General features: G+C 39.8%; 25 protein-coding genes. 11 read left to right on the forward strand and 14 right to left on the reverse strand.

Annotation, left to right across the window (positions count from 1 at the left end; translation table 11 throughout):
• Nucleotides 1-33 precede the first annotated feature (33 nt).
• Nucleotides 34-1,242 (forward strand): oxygenase MpaB family protein, encoded by a 1,209-nt coding sequence (locus FHR28_RS12830; RefSeq protein ID WP_166782814.1) that lies wholly within the window; start codon nt 34-36, stop codon nt 1,240-1,242.
• A gap of 116 nt (nt 1,243-1,358) precedes the next feature.
• On the opposite strand, the gene FHR28_RS12835 is transcribed toward FHR28_RS12830, so the two are convergent.
• The 4 genes from FHR28_RS12835 to def all read right to left on the reverse strand — a co-directional run bounded on the left by FHR28_RS12835 (nt 1,359) and on the right by def (nt 4,899).
• Nucleotides 1,359-1,601 carry a hypothetical protein gene (locus tag FHR28_RS12835; protein ID WP_004823727.1) on the reverse strand — a complete coding sequence of 81 codons (243 nt, stop codon included), beginning with the start codon at nt 1,599-1,601 and terminating at the stop codon, nt 1,359-1,361.
• A 42-nt stretch (nt 1,602-1,643) separates the two neighbouring features.
• Nucleotides 1,644-3,722, reverse strand: coding sequence for a TonB-dependent copper receptor (locus tag FHR28_RS12840; protein WP_166782815.1), 2,079 nt, complete (start codon nt 3,720-3,722; stop codon nt 1,644-1,646).
• Between the two features lie 70 nt (nt 3,723-3,792).
• Nucleotides 3,793-4,260, reverse strand: coding sequence for a DUF2946 family protein (locus FHR28_RS12845; protein WP_004823725.1), 468 nt, complete (start codon nt 4,258-4,260; stop codon nt 3,793-3,795).
• A gap of 108 nt (nt 4,261-4,368) precedes the next feature.
• Complete coding sequence (gene def / locus FHR28_RS12850) at nt 4,369-4,899, reverse strand: peptide deformylase (protein WP_004723400.1); 531 nt, start codon at nt 4,897-4,899, stop codon at nt 4,369-4,371.
• A gap of 123 nt (nt 4,900-5,022) precedes the next feature.
• On the opposite strand from def, the gene FHR28_RS12855 reads away from it, so the two are divergent.
• Genes FHR28_RS12855 through FHR28_RS12865 form a run of 3 tightly spaced genes read left to right on the forward strand, consistent with a single transcriptional unit; the run spans nt 5,023 to nt 7,941 of the window.
• Complete coding sequence (locus FHR28_RS12855; RefSeq protein WP_166782816.1) at nt 5,023-6,174, forward strand: LysM peptidoglycan-binding domain-containing protein; 1,152 nt, start codon at nt 5,023-5,025, stop codon at nt 6,172-6,174.
• A 23-nt stretch (nt 6,175-6,197) separates the two neighbouring features.
• On the forward strand, nt 6,198-7,325 hold the full coding sequence (gene dprA / locus FHR28_RS12860; protein WP_166782817.1) for a DNA-processing protein DprA: 1,128 nt from the start codon (nt 6,198-6,200) through the stop codon (nt 7,323-7,325).
• Between the two features lie 46 nt (nt 7,326-7,371).
• A complete protein-coding gene (locus FHR28_RS12865) occupies nt 7,372-7,941 on the forward strand; it encodes an L-threonylcarbamoyladenylate synthase (protein ID WP_151956316.1) in 570 nt (189 codons plus the stop codon).
• A gap of 619 nt (nt 7,942-8,560) precedes the next feature.
• Here FHR28_RS12865 and FHR28_RS12870 read toward each other — a convergent pair.
• The gene (locus FHR28_RS12870) at nt 8,561-9,454 is read right to left on the reverse strand and encodes a DMT family transporter (RefSeq protein ID WP_004823721.1); all 894 of its coding nucleotides are present in this window, start codon (nt 9,452-9,454) and stop codon (nt 8,561-8,563) included.
• A gap of 142 nt (nt 9,455-9,596) precedes the next feature.
• Nucleotides 9,597-10,241, reverse strand: coding sequence for a TetR/AcrR family transcriptional regulator (locus FHR28_RS12875; RefSeq protein WP_004823720.1), 645 nt, complete (start codon nt 10,239-10,241; stop codon nt 9,597-9,599).
• 149 nt (nt 10,242-10,390) lie between these two features.
• Between FHR28_RS12875 and FHR28_RS12880 the strand changes: the two genes are divergently transcribed.
• The 5 genes from FHR28_RS12880 (at nt 10,391) to FHR28_RS12900 (ending at nt 14,696) form a co-directional block, all read left to right on the forward strand.
• Nucleotides 10,391-11,629: an MFS transporter gene (locus tag FHR28_RS12880; protein WP_166783559.1), complete on the forward strand. Its 1,239-nt coding sequence runs from the start codon at nt 10,391-10,393 to the stop codon at nt 11,627-11,629.
• A gap of 12 nt (nt 11,630-11,641) precedes the next feature.
• Nucleotides 11,642-12,388, forward strand: coding sequence for a helix-turn-helix domain-containing protein (locus FHR28_RS12885; protein WP_166782818.1), 747 nt, complete (start codon nt 11,642-11,644; stop codon nt 12,386-12,388).
• 188 nt (nt 12,389-12,576) lie between these two features.
• Nucleotides 12,577-13,101 (forward strand): hypothetical protein, encoded by a 525-nt coding sequence (locus tag FHR28_RS12890; protein WP_004723410.1) that lies wholly within the window; start codon nt 12,577-12,579, stop codon nt 13,099-13,101.
• A gap of 154 nt (nt 13,102-13,255) precedes the next feature.
• Nucleotides 13,256-13,801, forward strand: coding sequence for a glutathione peroxidase (locus FHR28_RS12895; protein WP_004723411.1), 546 nt, complete (start codon nt 13,256-13,258; stop codon nt 13,799-13,801).
• Between the two features lie 280 nt (nt 13,802-14,081).
• A complete protein-coding gene (locus FHR28_RS12900) occupies nt 14,082-14,696 on the forward strand; it encodes a hypothetical protein (RefSeq protein WP_151956318.1) in 615 nt (204 codons plus the stop codon).
• 15 nt (nt 14,697-14,711) lie between these two features.
• Here the strand turns inward: FHR28_RS12900 and FHR28_RS12905 are convergent, their stop codons facing one another.
• The gene (locus FHR28_RS12905; protein ID WP_105714231.1) at nt 14,712-15,182 is read right to left on the reverse strand and encodes a hypothetical protein; all 471 of its coding nucleotides are present in this window, start codon (nt 15,180-15,182) and stop codon (nt 14,712-14,714) included.
• A gap of 95 nt (nt 15,183-15,277) precedes the next feature.
• Here FHR28_RS12905 and FHR28_RS12910 point away from each other — a divergent pair, with 95 nt between their 5' ends.
• Nucleotides 15,278-15,715, forward strand: coding sequence for an ATP-binding protein (locus FHR28_RS12910; RefSeq protein ID WP_151956319.1), 438 nt, complete (start codon nt 15,278-15,280; stop codon nt 15,713-15,715).
• A gap of 8 nt (nt 15,716-15,723) precedes the next feature.
• Here the strand turns inward: FHR28_RS12910 and FHR28_RS12915 are convergent, their stop codons facing one another.
• Complete coding sequence (locus tag FHR28_RS12915) at nt 15,724-16,023, reverse strand: hypothetical protein (RefSeq protein ID WP_151956320.1); 300 nt, start codon at nt 16,021-16,023, stop codon at nt 15,724-15,726.
• A 96-nt stretch (nt 16,024-16,119) separates the two neighbouring features.
• Here FHR28_RS12915 and FHR28_RS12920 point away from each other — a divergent pair, with 96 nt between their 5' ends.
• Nucleotides 16,120-16,893, forward strand: a complete 774-nt coding sequence (locus FHR28_RS12920; RefSeq protein ID WP_151956321.1) for a tRNA(His) guanylyltransferase Thg1 family protein — start codon at nt 16,120-16,122, stop codon at nt 16,891-16,893.
• Between the two features lie 99 nt (nt 16,894-16,992).
• On the opposite strand, the gene FHR28_RS12925 is transcribed toward FHR28_RS12920, so the two are convergent.
• From FHR28_RS12925 to FHR28_RS12950, 6 genes are all read right to left on the reverse strand, one after another.
• A complete protein-coding gene (locus FHR28_RS12925; protein ID WP_056518359.1) occupies nt 16,993-17,412 on the reverse strand; it encodes a F0F1 ATP synthase subunit epsilon in 420 nt (139 codons plus the stop codon).
• Nucleotides 17,413-17,439: 27 nt separating this feature from the next.
• Complete coding sequence (atpD, locus tag FHR28_RS12930; RefSeq protein ID WP_004723420.1) at nt 17,440-18,834, reverse strand: F0F1 ATP synthase subunit beta; 1,395 nt, start codon at nt 18,832-18,834, stop codon at nt 17,440-17,442.
• Nucleotides 18,835-18,860: 26 nt separating this feature from the next.
• Complete coding sequence (atpG, locus tag FHR28_RS12935) at nt 18,861-19,730, reverse strand: F0F1 ATP synthase subunit gamma (RefSeq protein WP_004723421.1); 870 nt, start codon at nt 19,728-19,730, stop codon at nt 18,861-18,863.
• Between the two features lie 88 nt (nt 19,731-19,818).
• Nucleotides 19,819-21,363: a F0F1 ATP synthase subunit alpha gene (gene atpA, locus FHR28_RS12940; protein ID WP_004723422.1), complete on the reverse strand. Its 1,545-nt coding sequence runs from the start codon at nt 21,361-21,363 to the stop codon at nt 19,819-19,821.
• Between the two features lie 60 nt (nt 21,364-21,423).
• Entirely contained in the window at nt 21,424-21,960 is a 537-nt protein-coding gene (locus tag FHR28_RS12945) for a F0F1 ATP synthase subunit delta (protein ID WP_004823704.1), read from the reverse strand.
• Between the two features lie 11 nt (nt 21,961-21,971).
• Nucleotides 21,972-22,442: a F0F1 ATP synthase subunit B gene (locus FHR28_RS12950; RefSeq protein ID WP_004723424.1), complete on the reverse strand. Its 471-nt coding sequence runs from the start codon at nt 22,440-22,442 to the stop codon at nt 21,972-21,974.
• Nucleotides 22,443-22,461: the final 19 nt, after the last annotated feature.

The following is a 22,461-nucleotide window of genomic DNA, read 5'->3' on the forward strand; positions in this document are numbered from 1 at the left end:
GTTTGACTAAACAATAATCAGGTCGCGCTCAAAATGCAAACATTAATTAAGCCAAAACGCCTTGCCTCATTTGAGACCATGGCACGAACAAATATGAAGTCTAAGCTTTTTTATTATTTTACAGACCAGCAGTTACAACCGAGTTATGACGAATATCTTTCACTCAATCGAGCCTTACAGACTGGTGATATCGCGATGGATAAAGTTATGGATTGGGTGATGACCAATCCTAGACAAAATAGAAAGCTTTTTGAAACAGCCTTGTATCAAGGTTTGGATAAACTTCCCAATGAAATCCCTGAATTAACTGATTTTTTTAAAATGGTTGAACAAGCGCCTACTTGGCTTGATCCAGCTAAAATTGAAACTGCGATCAAATTTACCCATCGTTTAGGGACAAATGGTACTTTTATTTTACGCGATGTGGCTTTAATGACGGGTTATCAATACCCTGGTTTTAATCAACCGTTAATTATGACAGGTGCTTTACATAAATACGCTGGAAAACGCTTAGCTGAAACCCACAAATGGTGGCTTGATGTCAATCAACAAGATAGTTTCTCTCGTTTTAACAATGGTTTTACTTCAACCATTTATGTGCGTTTTATTCATTCGTTGGTACGACATCAACTCAATAAATCCAAAGACTGGGATAACGATATCTGGGGAGCGCCGATCAATCAATATGATCAAGCCATGACCAATATCGCATTTAGTGCGGTGTTACTTCTCGGTGTCAGAGCCATTGGTATTTTTCCAAGCAAAACCGAATCAGAAGCCATCATGCATTTTTGGAAATATACGGGCTGGTTAATGGGAGTAGATGAAAAATGGCTAGTCAATAAAGAGTCTGACGCATGGAAACTACTGCAATGGATGAATTATGCCCACCCCAAGGCCGATGAAAGTAGCAAAGCTTTAGCCATCAGCTTATCCAAAGAGCCTTTTGAACGACACTACAAACACTTCAATTCCTTTTTGCAAAAAAAGGCCTATCAAAATCATTTGGATATTACTCAGTTTTTTATTGGGCAACGTAAAATGAAAAACCTAGGACTCAAACCACGTACTTTGGCTTGGTATCCGCTTTATTTAATTGCAAAAAATACCCTGCTCTACCGTAGTGCTAAGCATATCGACAAATTGGATCAATATTTACAACAGAATGGTCGTGCAGAACAAGAATATGCACTCGAACTTTATCAAAATGCCGGGAAACAATTAGCGAGTATGCATCAGTAAGATCTACTCTCCATACGCACCTCATCGTTAAATAAAAACACTCGAAAAGACAAGGGGAAGCCAATTGCCCTCCCCTTGTTTCACATTACATGACTTCACGTCACATTACTCATTGATCAATGAGAATGCGTTGCCTCAGAAGCTGGCTGATCCATGTTTGGCATACTTTCATGACTCATCTTAGACATATCATGTTGCTGAGCTGCATTCTGTTTTTGGCTTGGCATATAGTCAGGCTCGTTGGTAATCGCCAAATAGAAGATTCCCATAAAAATACAGCTTAAAATAATTGCGATAATCAGCAACTTCCATCCCCAAAACGATTTTTCAGGTGACAACTTATTACTGTCATTACTCATAGAACATCCTCATATTTCTGTAAAAAATCAGTTTTAAATCAATTAAAATTTCATGCTAATACGAGCCCAATAATTACGCCCTGTATTATTAAATTGTTGAGTACCGACTTGACCATCCGCACCTACACCCAATTTGTTTAAATGCTCGGTATAGGTTTTATCTAAGACATTGTCGACACCAACAGCAAGATTTAGATCTTTTTGAATGTTATATGACGCATTCAATGCCAAGGTGGTAAAGCTTTTACTTTCACCAGTGTCATAACCGACAATATTACCTTGATTTAAGCTAATACGATCTTGTTTCGCCACAGCACGCCATAATAAACCTAAAGAATATTTATCTTGAACATAACGTAAATTCAAACGACCTTCTAAAGGTGCAATTTGCGGTAATGGTTTATGCGTATCAGTATTTTCGCCCCATGCATACATTGCACTTAAATCCGCTTGGATCGCATCAGTAAATTGATAACCAATCCCTGCTTCAGCACCCGCGATAGTTGCATCGACATTTTTTGCACCCGCACTAAATGAAGAACCGTGATCATGCCCACCCATTCCAGCTTTTGGATGATTATGATAACTCAATAAAATAAAGTCATTAATCAACCCTGCATATGCTGATGTCCATACACTCAATGCATCATGTTGGTATTGATAACCGAGATCCAACTGTAAAGTTTTTTCAGTGTTTAGATCATTAAACGTCGGTTTAGACATACCAGTATTACCATGTGCAGTACTGAATAGCTCCCAATAATCTGGAACACGTTCCACATAACCTAAACCAATATAAGATTTGGCATTATGTTCAGGAGATTGATTTTCTAAACGAATAAATGCACTTGGCAAAGTTTCTTTACGTTGATCATTCAGTTTTAAGGCATCAATTTTAACTTGATCAATTCGTGCACCTGTCACCAATTTATAAGCATCACTGAATTGATAGGTCATTTCTCCGAAAGCACCATAAGATTGGAAGCGCATATCCTCTCTAAATGCAACATTCATGGATGGCATGGTAGGTGATGACATACTGCCGCCATGTTTGTTCAGCTGAGAATCCACCCCAGTAATTAAACTCAACTTATCCCATTCACTGGTCATGGCTAAACGACTATTTAAAGTACGGCGTGTCACCTGCATTGCCATTGGGTTTGGCATCAACATCTTCATGCTACCATGTGTCATTTCTGCCAATGGTGGAGTACGTAAACTATAATTATCCATAATATGGTCGTTATAACTATAGTTCACTTGCCCTTCGAGCTTTTTAATCACAGGGCTTAAATTCTTCTTTTCAACACGTAAGCCTAGGCTTTCACGTGCAAATTGAGAACCATCCATGGTTCGGCCTGCGTATTCAGCCTCACCATCGGCTTTACCACCCGTCAGTTCAACCCATGTATCTTCATCGGGTGTCCAGCCTAAGGCTAAATCGGTATTCCAGCGCTCCCAAGAAGAAGGCACTTTATTACCATCACCATCCTCATAGCTATTTGACTCAGAACGATTGGCATTGATACGCATATATTTTTTACTGTCACCTACAGCAGCTTCAATGTTGTGATCCAAACGTCCAAAAGAACCGACTAAAACACTGGCTTGACCTTGATAATTTTTATCATCTGTTAAGGTTGGTTTTTGACGTTCAAAAATCACCGTGGCTGCTGAACCTGTATTGGCATATTGAACCGTCTGAGGTCCTTTCACCACGGAAATACGGTCAAAACTTTCAGGTTGAATATATGACGTAGGTGCATCCATGCGTGCAGGGCATGCACCTAAATTTTCCGTACCATCTGTTAAAATTTTAATCCGTGAACCAAACATGCCGCGGAATGTGACATCTCCATTGGTTCCACCGCTTTTAATCGAATTAAAGCCTGCAATACTTTGCAAATAATCAGCACCATCTGTGGCAGGTACAGGTTGAATCGGCTGTTTTGGATCAGCATGAATAATCAAACCATTGGCATCATTATTTAACTGTGCTGTAACCACGATTGGAGCAAGTTGAGATGCATGTTCCTGATCGTGTGCAAATGCCGCTGTAGAATAACAAGCAACACAAACCGCAGCCGCTAAAGGCTGTAAAAAGAATTGAGGTTGAGCCATTTTCTTTCTCTTAAATCATAAATTAAACAAGGCTGGAGTCAATGAAGACCCTAAAAATTAAGTTTTTGATTTATGCGAAAAGTGGCGGGGCTCGCCCTTGGGGAAGTAGAAACAAACGTTGCAATACAAAATAGACATGTCGAAATGCTTTTTGAAATGCAACCAGTCGCACTTGGATACGATCTAATATTTCTTTGATTTCAAGTTCAGGAGGTAAAACCAAATTGCCATAGACTGTACAGTATTGGCACTGGTGACCCGCATCATGGTGATGTGAACTTGGTTGCTCTGGCGCTGCATGTTCAGCATGGGCCAATAGATGGTCATGACTGGCAGCTTCATGTGCAGAAGATGCAGATTGATGTTGATGATGGGTGCTATGCTGATGCTTTTCGTAGAAATGACTTTGTACTAAAGCTTGAGTAATAGTTTCACAGACCGGCGCAATTTGATATTGCTTCGGTAGCAAAGGCTGTAAAAATACAGCAATCTGTAAAAAAACTGCGGTAAAACCGAGCAGTAAACCTATTCTCAACAAAACGTTCGTCTCAACATTTTTCGAGCCAGAGTATAACAAAGCCCAAACAAAATTGGGCTTTGTATTACAGGAAAATTTTAAAAGTTTTTAAAATTCAACTGACTCAGATCAACGTTTTGCTGGAACTTTTTGCTTTTCACGCTGACGAACCACTTTTTCCACTTTTTCACGCGCGCGTTGACGCTTTAAAGGGGATAAGTAATCCACAAATAATTTACCGTTTAAGTGATCCATTTCATGTTGAATACATACCGCCAATAGATCATCCGCTTCGACTTCAAAAGCTTGACCTTCAAGGTTAATTGCTTCAATTTTAACTCGTGACGGACGCTCAACTTTATCGTATATTTGAGGAACAGAAAGACAGCCTTCCTCATAAGATAAGGTTTCTTCTGTAAGCGGTGTTATTTTGGGGTTAATGAACACCATAGGTTGGTCTTTGTCTTCAGACAGATCCATTACGATAAGCTGAATATGCTGATCGACCTGTGTAGCAGCCAGACCAATACCTGGCGCTTCATACATGGTTTCAAACATGTCTGCTGCTAACTGGCGAATTTCATCAGTTACCACATCGACAGGTTTTGCAATGGTGCGTAAACGGGGATCAGGAAAACTTAAAATAGGTAATAAGGCCATACTGTACCCTCTGTTGCTATGCCATTGATCTTAAAACTAAATGAAGAATATGCTTCATTAAAAAAATGTGTGTAATATGCGTATTATAACGCATATAGAGACATAATTTTAGGAATTATGATAATGAAAAAGGTTTTAACTGGCATAACGAACTTTCATGCCAAGGGGTTCAAGAAACAATTACTTGCTGTGACACTATGTTTAAGTGCAGGATTCACTTACATGGAAATCACACACGCAAGTCCAAATACCAATCCACCTGCACTTAAATCCAGTGCACCCAATGTCTATGTGGTGAAACGTGGTGATACTTTATGGGATATTGCGGGGAAATTTTTAAGCAAGCCTTGGCGCTGGCCTGAAATCTGGGCAAGCAATAAGCATGTTAAAAATCCACATTGGATTTATCCAGGCGATAAATTATTGTTGTGTACTTTAGATGGTCGCCCATTGATTGGTGTAGATGAAGGTGATGGTTGTGATGGAATTATCCGTCGTCATCAAGGTGGAACATCTTTACGCCCTCAAATACGCGTTGAATCCTTAAATAATGCGATTTCAGTAATTCCATTATCAGATATTCAACCATGGTTAGAACACAGTATTGTGGTCAATCCTGAATCTTTACAGAACATCCCTTATACCATCGGCGCTGCTGATAATCGTGTGATTACGGGTGCAGGACAAACCGTTTATGCGCGTGGAAATGGCTTAGTCGTGGGTCAACGTTATGGGATCTACCGTGAAGGCAAACCCTATACATTCCTCAATGCTGAAGGCAAAAAGTTTAATGCGGGCATGGAGTTAACTGAGGTTGCTTCTGCAACAGCGGCGGCTGGTGAAAATGATGTCACCACTCTAGAGCTAACCAAAAGTTATAATGCTGAAGTGCGTAAGGGCGACTATGTCCTGCCAAGCTATGATGCCGAATTGCCAAGTTTGTTCTATCCAACCACCACCAATGAAGTCAGCAATGGCGGTAAAGTGGTTCGTGTACAAGGTTCAATTGGTACAGCAGCGCAATATAGTGTAGTCACCATTGACCGTGGGAGCTTACAAGGTGCTAAACCTGGACAGGTCTTTAGTATTTACCAACAAGGTGAAAAAGTCCGTGACCCAAAAACCAAAGAGTCTGTGAAATTACCAAGTCAAAAAATTGGTACGCTGATGATCTTTAAGAGTTTTGATCACCTCAGCTATGCCTATATTTTGGAAAGTAATTTACCAATTAAAATGGGTGCTGAAATTAAACCGCCTGCAATTGCAGATAACTAAGTTTTTCATGATGTGATTTAAATATGTTGAAGCAAATATCCAATGACCAATATGATGCCATCAGACTTTGGTATTTGGTTCAACATTCGCTCAGCGCTTTTCGTAAATTAGAAACACATTTTGGTTCTATCGCAAAAGCGCTGCAAGCTGAAAATTTAAACCGCTGGTCTGAAGCCAAAATTCATAAAAACCATCTTGAAAGAGCCAGTGAATTTTTCACTGCGCTTGGGCAATCCAAATTTCAAGTTTGCTTCGATAAAATTCAACAACATACAGATTTTATTCTTTTAGATACCGACCCTCATTATCCTCAACAACTGCTACCTTATCCTGATCATCCACCAATTCTATTTGGTAAAGGTGCATTTCAGAATCTAAGTCAACCGCAAATCGCCATCGTGGGTAGCCGAAAGCCAAGTCCGCATGGCAAACAAGTGGCTTATGATTTTGCTTACTATTTGAGTGAAAAGGGCTTCTTTATTACCAGTGGCCTAGCACTGGGAATTGATGCCGCTGCACATATGGGTGGACTAAAACACCATCGAACCATTGCGGTGATCGGTACAGGCTTAGATCTGGTTTATCCTAGTCAAAATAGACAGTTACAAGAACAAATTTTGCAGCATTCAGGAACGATTTTGACTGAATACCTGCCAGAAACTCAGCCTATTCAGCGCAATTTTCCCTATCGAAATCGGATCGTGAGTGGTTTGAGCTTAGGTGTTGTTGTCGCAGAAGCACAACTGGGTAGTGGTTCACTGATTACGGCGCAAGCTGCCGCAGAACAAGGTAAAGTGATTTTTGCAATTCCAGGACATATTTATGGAGAGCATCATCAAGGATGTCATCAGCTCATTCGTGAAGGGGCCATTCTGGTTGATCATCCAGAACAGATTGTTGAAGATTTAGCACTTCCCACCCAATGGCATTGTGCACAACAGTCTGAATCACTCTCCCCAATGCCAGAAATTCCCGAGCATTTATTTAAGCTGTATCAATTGCTGGATTGGATTGGGCAAGACTTAGATACGCTTGCTCAAAACGCAAATTTAGACATTGCACAACTCACAAGCGATCTTATGGAATTAGAACTTTTGGGTCACTGTATTCAACAATCTGGGCTGTACTTACGTTGCCGAGTCAGTTATTAAGGTTCACAATAGTGGCTTATTCCACGAAATGGCAAGGTAAACATAGATGATTACAACCTCAGTTGCTGAAGCTGCACAAATTCTTCAACAAGGTAAAGTCTTGGCTTATCCAACAGAGGCAGTATGGGGTTTAGGCTGTGATCCGTTCAATGAACAGGCTTTTTTAGAAATTTTAAGGCTTAAACAACGCCCTATAGAGAAAGGCGTAATTTTATTGGCAGGACAGCTCTCACAAGTTGAGCATCTATTAACAGAAATTGACCCTATTATTCGTGAACAAATCATTCAATCATGGACGCAACGCTCTAGAACAGAACGTGCAACAACTTGGCTACTTCCAGCTGATGATAAAATTCCACAATGGATTAAAGGCCAGCATGCTCAGGTTGCGGTTCGTGTAACCAATCACCCTTTGTGCATTGCCTTATGTAATGCCTTTAATGGCTTTATTGTGTCGACCAGTGCAAATTCGGCAGGTTTAGAACCAGCAAGATCTTTACAACAAGCCAGTCAATATTTTGGTTCGGAATTGGATTATTTAAACGGCGATCTTGGTTTAAGTCGCGAACCAAGCAAAATCATTGACGCATCTACAGCACAAGTGATTCGCGCTTAAACACGTTAAAATATTCATTCAAACATGGGTTCAGGGCCTGTTGGAATTTCATAAATGGCTTGCGTTGTAGGTTAAAATTGATCAGGCAAGGCATGAAATGAAGAGAATAGCGAGACTATTTTCGAGTTTCATAACGTAGGCTGAGATAATTTTAGCCACAACCCCGAGCAAGAACAAAGCACTGCTTTGTTTGCAGCGCAAGGCGTAGGCGAATTGTCAACAGACCCTCATATTACCAATAAAAAGGCAAAAAAAAACTCAGCCACATATAGGGTTGGCTGAGTATAAAAAAGGATGCGTTAAACACATCCAGAGGGTATGAAAAATTCAGTGTAGAAAAATTTAATTAAGAAATTCTTAATTCGCTACGATGAAAATATTATCCTATAAATTTTTTTTGAATACAAATATATTCTTCTGAGCAATATCTGTTCATTTGAGTGAATTGCAAATAACTTGGATTTCAATAATAAAACTAAGTGTTTAAATTTGTTTTACTATTTGAATTTTCAACAGTTAAATCACTAATTAAAAAACAAATTTTGCTCAGATTTAACACTTAAAAAGCGTTAAAAATAAAGATTTAAATGAACAATTTTCACTCAAAACACTTTAAATTTTAACTCAATAATGTACTTTTTTTGACACTAAGTGACTTTTTTTGTGCCAATGCAATTCCTACTAAAATGACAATACCACCAATTGTATGCGACATCGTCCAAGCCTCATGCAACCAGAAGTAGGCAATGATTGCAGTAAATACTGGCATTAAATTCATAAAAATGCTGGTTCGATTTGGACCTAGATATTGCACAGCCATCATCCACAATAAAGGTGCAACAAGAGAAGGTAATATACCCGCATATAAAACGCTAGCGACATTACCTTGGTTAATCGCATCAATGCCATAATAAAGCACAAAGGGTAAATGGTAGACCAAGGTCAACGCAATTTGCACATAGAGACTCAACAGTAATGGAACTTTCAATTGCCATTTTTTCAGAAAAACCCCATAAAAAGCATAAAAGAACACAGCCAAGACCATGATCAAATCACCAGAGTGCCCTGCCAATTGAGTCAAGTTGCTAAAATCCCCTCGGCCAATCACATACAGTAAACCAAGAAAAGACAAGATACTGCCGACAACAGCGAAGCGATTGGGAATTTCACGTAAAATAAGAATCGAAACAAAAATGGTAAATACTGGAATAAAGGCGTTGATAATGCCCATATTGGTTGCTGTGGTGTAATGCGCTGCGCTATATGCCAAGCCTTGATACAAGAACATACCAAAAGCACTCAGCACCACAAATTGCATAAAATGTTGTTTAACCAAATGACGTTGCTTCCACACTTGGGGCAACATAAATGGGGTCAAAATAATAAATGCCACTAACCAGCGATAAAAGCTAATACTGACAGGTGAAATATAATCCGAAACATAACGTGTAACTGCAATATTCATTGACCAAATCAATACTGCAATGATCGGTAAACTGATTGCCCACCACATGGGTTTTGAATTGCTATACATAATTTTGACTGTCGAATAGGATCTGGAAATGATTATCGATGAAGTCGGAATAAATTTAAATATGGCATTTCAGACATCTATAGGGCTTTTCAGACAAATGCTATTTTATGCGTTTTTAAACCTAGAATAATTCCCAAGTTTTAATTGCCAAAGTCACCACACTTTGTAATTGTTCAGCACTAACCCCATCACGGGCTTGCATGGTTAAACCTTGAATCACCGTTGAATAATAATCTGTCATCGCTTGAATATTGGCGTGTGGGTTTAAGTCACCTTCTTTGACACCCTGTTGCAAACGTTGGTAGATATTTTCTTTGACTTGTTGTCTTTTCAACAAGAGATCATGCTGAATCGGTGCATGTTCTTGTGAACAATTCATGGTTGCGGTAACCAACATACAGCCCGTCGGTTTATTCTGTTGAACCAGTTTTTTAAGGTTTTCATACAAATAAATTTCAATAGCGATTTTTGCTGTTTTGGCTTGTTGAAAAATAACTTCCAAAGGACATGCCTCATGCTTTAAGTAGTACTCCAAACAGGCATGAAACAGCTGTGATTTGTCCCCAAAACTACTATATATACTGGGTGCAGTAAGATTTAAGGCTTTGGTTAAATCGCTCATCGATGTGGATTCATAGCCATATTCCCAGAACAACAACATGGCTTTTTGTAGCGCTTGTTGTTCATCAAAACATTTAGGACGACCACGCCCACGCTTAGGTGCTTGTTTTTCAGCGACTAAAGCATGTTTTTCAGAATCAGCCATAACTTTCACATATATTTTTATAACGAACATTATTAAATTAATTGACAACACAAAATTAATCAAATATTTTATTTTTATAACGATCGTTAATGAATTAAAAAATACCTCCATATGCTTTCGCTTTACAGCAGGAATATATCTTCATGAATATGATGCAATCAGAAGTTTCAGAACCACAGTCCTCTGAGATTCCCCCCAGTAGCCAAGGGAGCTGGTTGGCGCTATTAACCGTTGCAATTACTGCTTTTGCTTTGGTCACCAGTGAGTTTCTCCCAATTGGTGTCCTCAACGACATTTCCAGTGATTTGCATATATCTGTTGGTACAGCGGGTTTGATGATCACTCTCCCAGGGATCATGGCCGCCATAGCAGCACCACTCCTTCCCGTTCTAGTCAAAAATTTAGATCGACGTTACTTACTCCTAGCCCTGTCTGCAACGATGGTGTTTGCCAATGCCATCACTGCAATTGCATCAACTTTTGAAATTTTATTGCTGAGCCGTTTCATTCTTGGATTTGCGATTGGTGGATTCTGGGCAACTGCAATTGCCTTAAGTGGTCGTTTAGCACCAAGCCATTTACCTATTGCGAAAGCAACAGCAACTGTCATGGCTGGTGTGACTTTAGCCACTGTTCTTGGTGTACCGATTGGGACATGGTTAAGTGATGCATACGGCTGGCGAACCTCATTTGGAATTACCTCCGCCATCGGCTTCGTTGTTTTACTGTTGGGAATTAAATTTATCCCGAGCTTAAAACCTGAATCCGCCATTCATTTTAAAGACTTACCTGCATTGCTAAGAATCAGTAAAGCCAGACAAGGTTTGATTATTATTTTGTTGATTGGTTTAGCTCATTTTTCATCATATAGCTATCTGACCCCGTTCTTTAAAAATTCAGCAGGCTTTGACAGTGCTACCATCAGTTCGCTACTGCTACTATTTGGTATCGCCGGTATCTTTGGTAATGCTTTTGCTGGTTATAGCGGTAATTTGAATGTGCGTTATACCTTTGCATTCGTTGCCATCTGTTTTGCGGTTGTATTCTTTGGCTTTCCTCTATTTGCCATTCATCCATCAGGCGCCTTTATTCTTACAGCGCTTTGGGGCTTTGCATTTGGTGCATTTCCAACCACTGCCAATATTTGGATGTTTTTACATGCCCCTCAAGCTGTAGAAAAAGGCATGCCGTTATTTGTTGGTTTCTTCCAAGTCATGATTGCAACAGGTGCATTAATCGGTGGCTATGTTGTTGACCATTTTAATGCCAACATTTTATTGTATAGTGTACTGAGTTTTATTCTTTTGGCCTTTATTTCAATCTTCACGCTGAGTCGTGGATTAAATAACCCCAAAGCTGAAAACACTGCCATTCAATGTGAGAGTTAAGTCTTTTCAACTATGTATTCAGCGCTGATTTCTGTAGAAGAATTTTTCTACCAAAAGCATGATGTAGTGACACCCCATTCAAATTTATGGGGTGATTTTAATTTGAGTTTAAATGGGACTTTAGAACTCAATGTCGCAGAACAAACCTATCTGTCTCCACCAAGTTATGGTTTGTGGATTCCACCGCAAACCGAACATTGTTGTACAGCTGTGGATGATCAACTGACGCATTACATCTGTATCCGTATTCATCCTCAGCTTTGTCAAAGCTTATCCCAAAGCATAAAGACTTTAAGTATTCGCCCCTTTTTACGTCATACCATTGAAGAAGTTTTAGAGCAGCAGAAACAAGGGATTCCATCATCTCCCTATTATCAACACTTATTAGAACTGTTGGTCGATCAAATCCAAAATAGTGTGTGTTATGAGCATTATTTACCGCAAACCAACCATCCCACACTCAAGCCTATTCTTGAGCATTTGTCGGATACAACACGCTTCCCCCAAAGCCTTCAAGAAATTCTCGATACTTTTCAGATTACTGAACGGCATGCACTTAGACTTAGCCAAGAGCACCTTAAACTTTCGCTGTCTGAATGGCGTAATCGCGCCAAGATTATTTATGCAATCTCATTGATCCAACAAGGCGTCTCAATTAAAAAAATTAGCTTAGACCTCGGCTATCAACACACATCCAGCTTCATTGAGTTTTTTAAGCGTTACACTCATCAAACCCCAGCACAAATGCGAAATCTTTAAGATTGGGGTATTTTTCAAGCAGCCTAATTCCGCTTTATTGATAAGTTTATATACAAAAATACTATAGAAAATTGCCTTAAAATTGTGCATTTTGCATCTTATGCTCTAGATTAAGCATATAACTTTTTGAATTTGTATATATTACCGTCAAATTCATAAGAATTTTAAATAATGAAGGGTTCGAATAAATGAAAAAATTACTACTAGCTACACTATGTGCTTCAGCGTTTGCTTTAACTGCATGTGATAAAAAACCAGCTGATTCAGCTTCAGGAACTGAGAACAAACCTGCTGCAGCTGCGGTTTCTTTAAGTACCAACAATACTGCTGATATCAAAAGCGATTTAACTGCACTTCAAACAATGTCTACAGCGAAAGCTAAAGAAGCATTGAACTTCCAAACAGAAGTGATGCAAGCTGCACAAAAGGGTGATAAAGATGCACTGAAAGGTGTTGTCGATAAAATGAAAACTTATGTGGATGGTTTCAACAAAGATCTTGATGGTTTAGCACTTAAAAGTACTGAAGTTGCGTCTGTACGTGACAAAATGAAAGAGTCAAATAACCTAGGCGTTGAAATGTCTGAAGCTGGTTTAGCGACTTCACCAGATCCACAAAAAATCATGGAACTACAAAAGAAAGGTACTGAGTTACAACAAAGCCTGTTAACTGAAATGCAAGCACTTCAAGCCAAAGCAAACGCTGCACCATAATCGATTAAATTTGATGCAGTTTTTAAAAGCAGATCCTATGATCTGCTTTTTTTATTACACTTATATACAAATGTAACTTGCTGAAATCTTGGAATATCGCTAAAACATTAGACATATTTCTAATCACTGTCTTTTGATTTTTAAGGATACCCCTATGAGCAATTCCGTTTATGACATCCCAGTCAATACCATCAAAGGTGAAGCGACGACCTTGAATCAATATCAAGGTAAAGTTCTTTTAATCGTTAACGTTGCATCTAAATGTGGCCTTACTCCACAATATGAAGGTTTAGAAAAACTATATACTGAAAAGAAAGATCAAGGTTTAGAAATCCTCGGCTTTCCTGCAAATAACTTTCTTGCGCAAGAGCCTGGAACAAATGATGAAATCGAGCAATTTTGCTCTTTAACTTACAATGTCGACTTCCCGCTTTTTGCTAAAATTTCAGTTGCTGGTGATGATAAACATCCACTTTATGACAGCTTAATTCATGCAATCCCTGAACGTATTGGTGAAGGTCCTTGGTGGAAAGACTTAGTCGATTATGGCCTAACACCAAACCCAAAACCTGAAGTCCTTTGGAACTTTGAAAAATTCTTAATCGGTAAAAATGGCGAAATCGTGGCACGTTTTGCACCAGATATCACTGCTGATGATCCACGAATTACATCTGCGATTGAAGCTGAATTAGCAAAATAAATCGAGCATTAAAAGCTCTATGCTTTAAATAAATTTTTATATTTTGCAGTTTTGATCGAAAATTTTATATTTTCGATCAAAACTCCCTCTAGCTTTATTCACAATTTAAAATTTCAACCCCCTTCAATAGCGTGCTAAAAATGCATTCTTTTTTGCTTTTGTTTGAGTAGAAATGAATCTCTAAAGTTACAGACTGTATGCCCTTTGCAACAATCCTCAATCTCTACACTTTTGCAAATTATAGTGAATTCATAACCGATTAAATTACTTTTGGACAACGATGAAAAAGCTTTTACAAGGTGCGGTTTTGCCTTTTGTTATTTTTATTTCTGGCATGTTACTACTAGGCTGTAATCAAGCAGCTGAACAATCACGTCAACAAGATGACGCTCAAGCGATTGAAACTGCGCAAATGAGTGAGAATACATCCGACTCAAATAATAATAATCAATCAACAGCAAAAAGTACTGAAGATTTAAAACAAGGCAATATGTTTTATATCGCACGTGATGTTGCCAACGTACAGCTGAAAACTGGTGACTATGTTGAAAAATTACAACAAAGCCAATCTAATTTACAACAAGCGATACAATCACAAAATCAAGCTGAGCTGCAACAATCTGTCAAAACATTGACTCGTGAACTACAAGGCTTTAATACAGCATTGATTTCATTAGATTTAAAAAGCCAAGAGATTGATGGTATCCGCCAACAAGTGCTACAAGCCAATAAGCAAGTGCTTAACTCAGCACTGTTAAACGGTGATTTAGACATTTCAAAAGTTGATTTTAAGAAAATCGAACAACAAATGAATACCATCCAACTAGATATGCTTAAACTGGCAGGCATGATGATTCCTGGATCAAATACAGAGCAAGCCACTGAACAGAGTTAATTAGATTTGAACAGATCAGCCTTGGCTTGGCTTTGCGACATTACATGATCGATCTTGTCCTAGCGCGCGTTTAGCATCTAACTTAAAACGAGCTTGAGCAGACTTATAACTTGCGGGTAAAAATAGCGTTAAACGGGTTTTATTCTTTCCAATGGATTCCACCAAGGTTTTTGATAAATACGCCCCACCCTCTGTACGGGTAAACAAGGTTCCCATTTCTAAATCTCGTTCTAGTCGATTGTCGGTAAAGACAAAATCTTTTTCGCCAGTAAACGCAACACATTGCCCATAGGCCATTTTCAAATTTTTAAATGCGACAACATAATCGATATCTAACTCTGTTTCTAAACCATTTCCCACTGAATTTGCCACCAAACTTGCTTCAGTGGGTGAATTGGGTGTAGTGACAAATTGACTTTGACATGCTGAAACAGCACTCAGTAGAAGTATTGAAAATAAATACCGACATTGAACTAATTTTTTCATTTTAAGTTTATTGGTTTTCTACAACAATGAATGGATTGTAGCAAAGTTCATGAACATGATTTAATAGCAGATTAACTGTATTTTTGTAGTGTTTCATGCAACTGATTTTATTCACAGGCGTACAAGCTTCGGGTAAATCTACTTTTTATCAACAGTATTTTTACCATACACATCTACGTATCAATCTCGATATGCTAAAAACACGCCATCGTGAAAAGATACTGTTTGAAGCAGCTATAGCCTCTAAAACCAAAATCGTGATAGATAACACCAACATGAGCAAAGCCGATCGAGCCCGTTATATTCAACTTGCCAAAACTGCTGGCTTCGAGGTCATTTCATATTATTTTGAAACGGATCTAGACAGCACTTTACAGCGTAATGCACAACGTGAGGGTAAAGCCAATATTGCTGAAAAAGGCGTTAAAGCCACCTTTTATAAATTAGAAGTCCCGAATCGTTCAGAAGGTTTTGATGCGCTGTTTAAAGTAAACATGATAGAAAATAATGGCTTTTCAATTACTCATAACTGAATAAAAATTTAATGTTGGGCCAACCGCCATGTTTTAAATGCGGTTTGCATCTGTTGTTGTATTTCTCTAGGTACTTTCCGAGCTGCTAAATTGGAAAAATCTCCACGATAGGTTTCAGCCACAATTAAATTGGTGAGTTCCTCAATCGCAATTCGCCCTTTGTTGTGATACGCCTGAATTTCTACTCCGGTTAAATAAATATCCCAACATGAAACAACAGAACTCATATCTACGGCAATGCTGAGATAGTAGTCATCTTGCGTTTGATAAAGTTCCCAAAAGTGCGCTTGCTGTTCGATGAGGTGCATTGTCTTATATATCTCCTTTTTTATTGTTTAGATTATGCTAAAACTAGTCAGTGATGAAATATAACTTTAGCATGAGAATAACGAAGAAGTTTAACCATGAGATTTGATGATCTAGATACACGATTACGTGTTTATGAAACAGCTTATGATTTCTGTGTACCACCAGAACAATATATCGTTGTACGTTTGGATGGACGTGGCTTTACCAAACTCACCAAAGATATTTGGAAATTTGAAGCGCCCTTTGATCTTCGTTTTAGGGACTTGATGGTCGAAACAACAGCTCACTTAATGCAATGTGGCTTTAATATTATTTATGGCTATACACAAAGCGATGAAATCTCCTTACTGTTTCATTTAAAAGATGACAGCTTTAATCGTAAAACACGAAAAATTATTTCTATTTTAGCCGCAGAAGCCAGTGCAAAATTCAGTGTGTTACATGGTGAGATGGCAACTTTTGATGCTCGAATTTGTATACTGCCCAATGCAAAAACTGTTGAAGATTATTTTCGTTGGCGTCATGAAGATGCTCATCGCAACGCACTCAATGCACATTGCTATTGGATGTTGCGCAAGGAAGGAGAAAATGTAAAAAATGCAACCGACCAAGTAAAAGGATTATCTCGCCAAGAGAAGCATGATTTACTCTTTAGCCGTGACATTAACTTTAATGAATTACCTGCATGGCAGAAGCGTGGTACAGGTTTATATTGGAAAGATATTGAAAAAATTGGTTTTAATCCAAAAACTAAACAGTCGACAGTATCAACTCGTCGACACATTTTTAAAGACTATGAATTACCTTTGGGGGATGATTATAGTCATTTTATACAAACACAATTTTTATTGGACACTCCTCAAGGATAAGTTTGTAGCATGATGAGTTGTTATAAATTTGAACCATCTATAAATTAATCGCATAAAAAAACCACCCTCGCGGGTGGTTTTTCAATCTCAAACTGCGTGTTATAGCGCGCGGTTTTTGATTTTGCGGATGGTTTCCAACTGAGCAGCAGTTTCTGCAAGAGCAGCCAAAGCAGCAGCAGAGTCCAAATCGCTTTTTTGATTTGCAAGCAATTGTTCAGCATTTTTACGTGCTTCAAGAATTGCAGCTTCATCTAAGTTGTCAGCACGAACTGCAGTATCTGCAAGCACAGTAACAACATGCGGTTGAACTTCTAGAACACCACCAGATACATAGATTAACTCTTCTGTACCGTTTTCAAGCAGAACGCGAATTGCGCCCGGCTTGAGTAAGGTGACTAACGGAGCGTGACCAGGCATGATACCCAATTCACCGCCAGCACCTTTTGCGATAAGCATTGTCACAGTGCCTGAGTACAAAGACTCATTAACACTTACAACATCACATTGCATAGTCGACATGTGAATCTCCTAAATTAGAGTTGCTAATTAAAGCTTCTCGGCTTTAGCGATCACTTCGTCAATACCACCAACCATATAGAACGCTTGTTCTGGGATGTGATCGTATTCACCAGCTAGAAGACCTTTAAAGCCACGAATTGTTTCTTTAAGTGGTACAAGTTTACCAGGAGCACCAGTAAACACTTCAGCTACGTGGAACGGTTGAGAGAAGAAACGTTGGATTTTACGCGCACGGTAAACAATCAACTTATCTTCTTCTGCTAACTCGTCCATACCCAAGATTGCGATGATGTCTTTAAGCTCTTTATAACGTTGCAATACGTTCTGTACAGAACGTGCAATTTCATAATGCTCAGCACCAACTACAAGTGGATCTAACTGACGTGAAGTAGAGTCAAGTGGATCGATCGCTGGGTAAATACCAGAAGATGCGATGTCACGGCTCAATACTACAGTTGCATCTAAGTGAGCAAATGTAGTTGCAGGCGATGGATCTGTTAAGTCATCGGCAGGTACATATACCGCTTGGATAGATGTAATCGAACCAGACTTAGTCGATGTAATACGTTCTTGAAGAACACCCATCTCTTCTGCAAGCGTCGGTTGGTAACCTACTGCAGATGGCATACGACCTAAAAGAGCAGATACTTCAGTACCAGCCAATGTGTAACGGTAAATGTTGTCAACGAACAACAATACGTCACGGCCTTTACCGTTTTCATCTTTCTCATCACGGAAGTATTCAGCCATGGTCAAACCAGTTAACGCTACGCGTAAACGGTTACCCGGTGGCTCATTCATCTGACCGTAGACCATTGCTACTTTGTCAAGAACGTTAGAATCTTTCATCTCGTGGTAGAAGTCATTACCTTCACGAGTACGCTCACCAACACCAGCAAACACAGATAAACCTGAGTGAGCTTTCGCGATGTTGTTGATCAATTCCATCATGTTTACAGTTTTACCAACACCGGCACCACCGAATAAACCAACTTTACCACCTTTAGCAAACGGGCAAAGTAAGTCAATGACTTTAATACCAGTTTCTAAAAGGTCAGTAGAAGCAGCTTGTTCAGCATAAGAAGGTGCTTGACGGTGAATCGGCAAACGCGCTTCAGTCGCAACTGGACCAGCTTCGTCGATTGGGCGACCAAGAACGTCCATGATACGACCTAAACATGCAGTACCTACAGGTACAGAAATAGGTGCACCAGTATTAGATACGTTTAGACCACGTTTAAGACCTTCTGTAGATCCCATTGCGATGGTACGAACTACACCATCACCAAGTTGTTGCTGAACTTCTAAAGTAGTTTCAGTACCGTCAACTTGGAGAGCGTCATAGATCTTAGGAACGCTATTGCGTTCAAACTCGACGTCGATAACCGCGCCGATGATCTGAATGATACGACCGCTACTCATTGCTGTCTCCTCAATTCAAAATAATGTTAAACGGCAGCGGCACCACCAACGATCTCAGAAATTTCCTGAGTAATCGCGGCTTGACGCAGCTTGTTATAAATGAGTTGTAGGCTCTTGATAAGATCACCTGCGTTGTCAGTTGCAGCTTTCATTGCAACCATACGAGCAGACTGCTCACATGCGATGTTTTCAATCACACCTTGATAAACCATAGACTCAATGTAACGAACCAATAAACCATTTAAAAGCTCTTCAGCTTCTGGTTCATATAGATAATCCCAACCATATTGGCGGTTAAGATCCTCGTCCGTATCAGCCGCAGCTAATGGAACAAGTTGTTCGATTTTTTGGTTTTGAGTCATGGCATTGACAAAGCCGTTTGACACAAGATAAATACGATCTAACTCGCCTTTATCAAATGCATCTAACATCACCTGTACAGAACCAGTTAACTGTTCAAGACTTGGAGCATCACCTACTTGCGTAGTTGCGCCAAGTACTTTACCGCCGTAGTTTTTAAAAAACGAAACCGCTTTTTGACCAATTAAAGCAAATTGAACTTCAATTGACTGCTCTTGTTGCTGTTGTACGTGTTTTACCACTTTTTTGAACAAGTTAATGTTCAAACCACCAGCAAGACCACGATCTGAAGAAACAATGATATAGCCAACGCGTTTTACAGGGCGTTCAACCATATAGCGATGTTTGTATTCAGGATTCGCTTGGACCAAATGAGCAATTACACGGTGCATATTTTCGGCATACGGACGGCCCTGAGCCATGCGCTCTTGCGCACGACGCATCTTAGAAGCTGCTACCATTTGCATCGCGCGAGTAATCTTTTGCGTGCTCTTGATACTAGCTACTTTGGCGCGAATTTCTTTTAAATTTGCCATACGCTTAACCTAGTATTCGAAAGCCCTTTCGAGCTTCCGAAGGTTGATCCGTGAACCAAACCATAACTAACAACAACATACATTGAAATTAGTAAGTTTGAGTCGCTTTAAAGCTTTCAATACCTGCTTTGATTGCAGCTTCGATGTCTTTGTCGTAGTTACCAGTCTCATCGATGTTTTGCATTAACGCAGCATGTTCTGAACGGAAGTAAGAAATTAACGCAGTATCAAAGTCTACGATTTTCTTCACTTCAACGTCAGCCATATAGCCTTCGTTAGATGCATAAATTGAAACAGCTTGGTCAGCAATTGAATATGGAGCATATTGTTTTTGCTTCATTAATTCAGTTACACGTTGACCATGTTCAAGTTGCTTACGAGTTGCTTCATCAAGGTCAGAAGCGAACTGAGCAAATGCTGCCAATTCACGGTATTGCGCCAAAGCAGTACGGATACCACCAGACAATTTTTTGATGATCTTCGTTTGAGCAGAACCACCAACACGCGATACAGAGATACCCGCGTTCACAGCAGGACGAATACCTGCGTTGAATAATGATGTTTCTAAGAAGATCTGACCATCAGTAATCGAAATTACGTTTGTCGGTACGAATGCAGATACGTCACCCGCTTGAGTTTCAATAATTGGCAATGCAGTTAATGAACCAGTTTGGCCTTTAACTTCACCATTAGTGAATTTCTCAACATAGTCAGCAGATACACGAGAAGCACGTTCAAGTAGACGTGAATGAAGATAGAACACGTCACCTGGGTAAGCTTCACGACCTGGTGGACGACGAAGAAGCAATGAAATTTGACGGTAAGCAACAGCTTGTTTAGACAAGTCATCATAAATGATAAGTGCGTCTTCACCGCGGTCACGGAAGTACTCGCCCATTGTACAACCAGCATATGGAGCAAGATACTGCATTGCTGCAGGATCAGCTGCAGCAGCTGCTACAACAGTTGTGTACGCCATAGCGCCAGTTTCTTCAAGCTTACGTACTACGTTTGCAATTGTTGATTGTTTTTGACCAATCGCAACGTATACACACTTAATGCCTGATTGTTTTTGAGCAATGATCGCATCGATCGCCATCGCTGTTTTACCAGTTTGACGGTCACCGATGATCAACTCACGCTGACCACGACCAACAGGGATCATTGTATCTACTGATTTATAACCAGTTTGTACAGGTTGATCCACTGATTGACGCCAAATTACACCTGGTGCTACTTTTTCAACAGCATCAGTAAGTTTTGCATCAATAGGGCCTTTACCATCAATCGGGTTACCCAAAGCATCTACTACACGGCCTAAAAGTTCTGGACCAACCGGAACTTCTAATACACGACCTGTGCAACGAGCTTTTTGACCTTCTTGAAGGCTTAAGTAGTTACCTAAGACAACGGCACCCACTGAATCCTGTTCTAGGTTCAGTGCCATACCAAATAAGCCGCCGTCGAATTCGATCATTTCACCGTACATTGCATCAGCAAGGCCGTGAATACGCACAATACCGTCGGAAACCATAACAATGGTCCCTTCGTTCTTAGCGGTCGCGCTGGTGTCCAGATCGCCGATACGCTGTTTAATGAGCGCACTGATCTCGGATGGATTCAGTTGTTGCATTGCGCTATACCTCAATCTTTTTAAAGTTCAGTCTTCTTTAGACGTAGTTATTTTTAACAATTACGCTAGAAGACGAGTCCGCATTTTTTCAAGCTTGCTAAGCGCAGAATCATCTATCACTTGGTCGCCTGCACGAATAACAACACCAGCAATCAATGCTGGATTTACTTCAACTGTAACTTTCACAGCGCTGTTCAAGCGTTTTTCTAACGCATGAGCCAACTTCTGTTCTTGTACTGAATCCAATGGAAAAGCGGATTCAATCACAACGTCTACAGTGTTGTTATTTTGCGATTTGAGTTGCTCAAATTCTGTGTCAATTTCAGGTAACAATGCTAAACGGCCATTGTCTGCAAGAAGTGTCAAAAAGTTTGACACAGCCGCAGTTTGTTCATTACCTAAAACTTTCGCAAAAAGATCAACCTGCTCTGCAGGTGTCAACTCAGGGCGATTTAAATAAGCGGAGAATGCTTCATCTTGCACCGCAGCACTGAGCAGTTGTAATGCATTTGACCAAGCGTCAGTTGCATTTTGCTCAGATGCATAAGCAAATGCTGCTTTAGCGTATGGGCGTGCCAACGTCAAGAATTCAGCCATATTCGCCTCTCTTAAAGTTTAGCAGCCAGCTGATTCAGCATGGCATTATGAGCTTCTGCGTCAACTTGTTGGTTCAGAATTTTCTCTGCACCAGCAACTGCAAGAGCAGCAACTTGTTGACGTAATTCTTCACGAGCAGAATTGATGTCTTGGTCAACAGCATCTTTCGCTTGTTGACGAATACGCTCACCTTCAGCAGATGCTTGAGTACGCGCTTCTTCGACCAATTGTGCCGCACGACGGTTCGCTTGTTCGATCAATTGAGCCGCTTGTGCTTTCGCCGCATCAATTTCTTGCTTAACTTGTGCTTGTGCATCAGCAAGATCAGCTTTCGCTTTCTCTGCAGCATTTAAGCCATCAGCGATTTTACGCTGACGCTCACTAATCGCATTGATTAGTGGTGGCCATACAAACTTCATGCAGAATGCGACAAATATCGCAAATGCAATCGCTTGGCCAAACAATGTGAGGTTGATATTCATTGCAAATTCCTCAAATAGT

This window comes from Acinetobacter sp. BIGb0196 (genome assembly GCF_011759595.1).
GTDB classification, from domain to species: domain Bacteria; phylum Pseudomonadota; class Gammaproteobacteria; order Pseudomonadales; family Moraxellaceae; genus Acinetobacter; species Acinetobacter guillouiae.

Bases quoted from the DNA above. Each gene is read 5' to 3' on its own strand.
- FHR28_RS12885 (WP_166782818.1), top strand. From the start codon at position 11,642: ATGTATTCAGCGCTGATTTCTGTAGAAGAATTTTTCTACCAAAAGCAT.
- FHR28_RS12870 (WP_004823721.1), bottom strand. From the start codon at position 9,454: ATGTGGTGGGCAATCAGTTTACCGATCATTGCAGTATTGATTTGGTCA.
- atpD (WP_004723420.1), bottom strand. From the start codon at position 18,834: ATGAGTAGCGGTCGTATCATTCAGATCATCGGCGCGGTTATCGACGTC.
- def (WP_004723400.1), bottom strand. From the start codon at position 4,899: ATGGCCTTATTACCTATTTTAAGTTTTCCTGATCCCCGTTTACGCACC.
- FHR28_RS12895 (WP_004723411.1), top strand. From the start codon at position 13,256: ATGAGCAATTCCGTTTATGACATCCCAGTCAATACCATCAAAGGTGAA.
- FHR28_RS12830 (WP_166782814.1), top strand. From the start codon at position 34: ATGCAAACATTAATTAAGCCAAAACGCCTTGCCTCATTTGAGACCATG.
- atpG (WP_004723421.1), bottom strand. From the start codon at position 19,730: ATGGCAAATTTAAAAGAAATTCGCGCCAAAGTAGCTAGTATCAAGAGC.
- FHR28_RS12950 (WP_004723424.1), bottom strand. From the start codon at position 22,442: ATGAATATCAACCTCACATTGTTTGGCCAAGCGATTGCATTTGCGATA.
- FHR28_RS12835 (WP_004823727.1), bottom strand. From the start codon at position 1,601: ATGAGTAATGACAGTAATAAGTTGTCACCTGAAAAATCGTTTTGGGGA.
- FHR28_RS12920 (WP_151956321.1), top strand. From the start codon at position 16,120: ATGAGATTTGATGATCTAGATACACGATTACGTGTTTATGAAACAGCT.
- FHR28_RS12945 (WP_004823704.1), bottom strand. From the start codon at position 21,960: ATGGCTGAATTCTTGACGTTGGCACGCCCATACGCTAAAGCAGCATTT.
- FHR28_RS12915 (WP_151956320.1), bottom strand. From the start codon at position 16,023: ATGCACCTCATCGAACAGCAAGCGCACTTTTGGGAACTTTATCAAACG.
- atpA (WP_004723422.1), bottom strand. From the start codon at position 21,363: ATGCAACAACTGAATCCATCCGAGATCAGTGCGCTCATTAAACAGCGT.
- FHR28_RS12855 (WP_166782816.1), top strand. From the start codon at position 5,023: ATGAAAAAGGTTTTAACTGGCATAACGAACTTTCATGCCAAGGGGTTC.
- FHR28_RS12900 (WP_151956318.1), top strand. From the start codon at position 14,082: ATGAAAAAGCTTTTACAAGGTGCGGTTTTGCCTTTTGTTATTTTTATT.
- FHR28_RS12840 (WP_166782815.1), bottom strand. From the start codon at position 3,722: ATGGCTCAACCTCAATTCTTTTTACAGCCTTTAGCGGCTGCGGTTTGT.
- FHR28_RS12890 (WP_004723410.1), top strand. From the start codon at position 12,577: ATGAAAAAATTACTACTAGCTACACTATGTGCTTCAGCGTTTGCTTTA.
- FHR28_RS12910 (WP_151956319.1), top strand. From the start codon at position 15,278: ATGCAACTGATTTTATTCACAGGCGTACAAGCTTCGGGTAAATCTACT.
- FHR28_RS12925 (WP_056518359.1), bottom strand. From the start codon at position 17,412: ATGTCGACTATGCAATGTGATGTTGTAAGTGTTAATGAGTCTTTGTAC.
- FHR28_RS12865 (WP_151956316.1), top strand. From the start codon at position 7,372: ATGATTACAACCTCAGTTGCTGAAGCTGCACAAATTCTTCAACAAGGT.
- FHR28_RS12880 (WP_166783559.1), top strand. From the start codon at position 10,391: ATGATGCAATCAGAAGTTTCAGAACCACAGTCCTCTGAGATTCCCCCC.
- FHR28_RS12875 (WP_004823720.1), bottom strand. From the start codon at position 10,241: ATGGCTGATTCTGAAAAACATGCTTTAGTCGCTGAAAAACAAGCACCT.
- FHR28_RS12905 (WP_105714231.1), bottom strand. From the start codon at position 15,182: ATGAAAAAATTAGTTCAATGTCGGTATTTATTTTCAATACTTCTACTG.
- dprA (WP_166782817.1), top strand. From the start codon at position 6,198: ATGTTGAAGCAAATATCCAATGACCAATATGATGCCATCAGACTTTGG.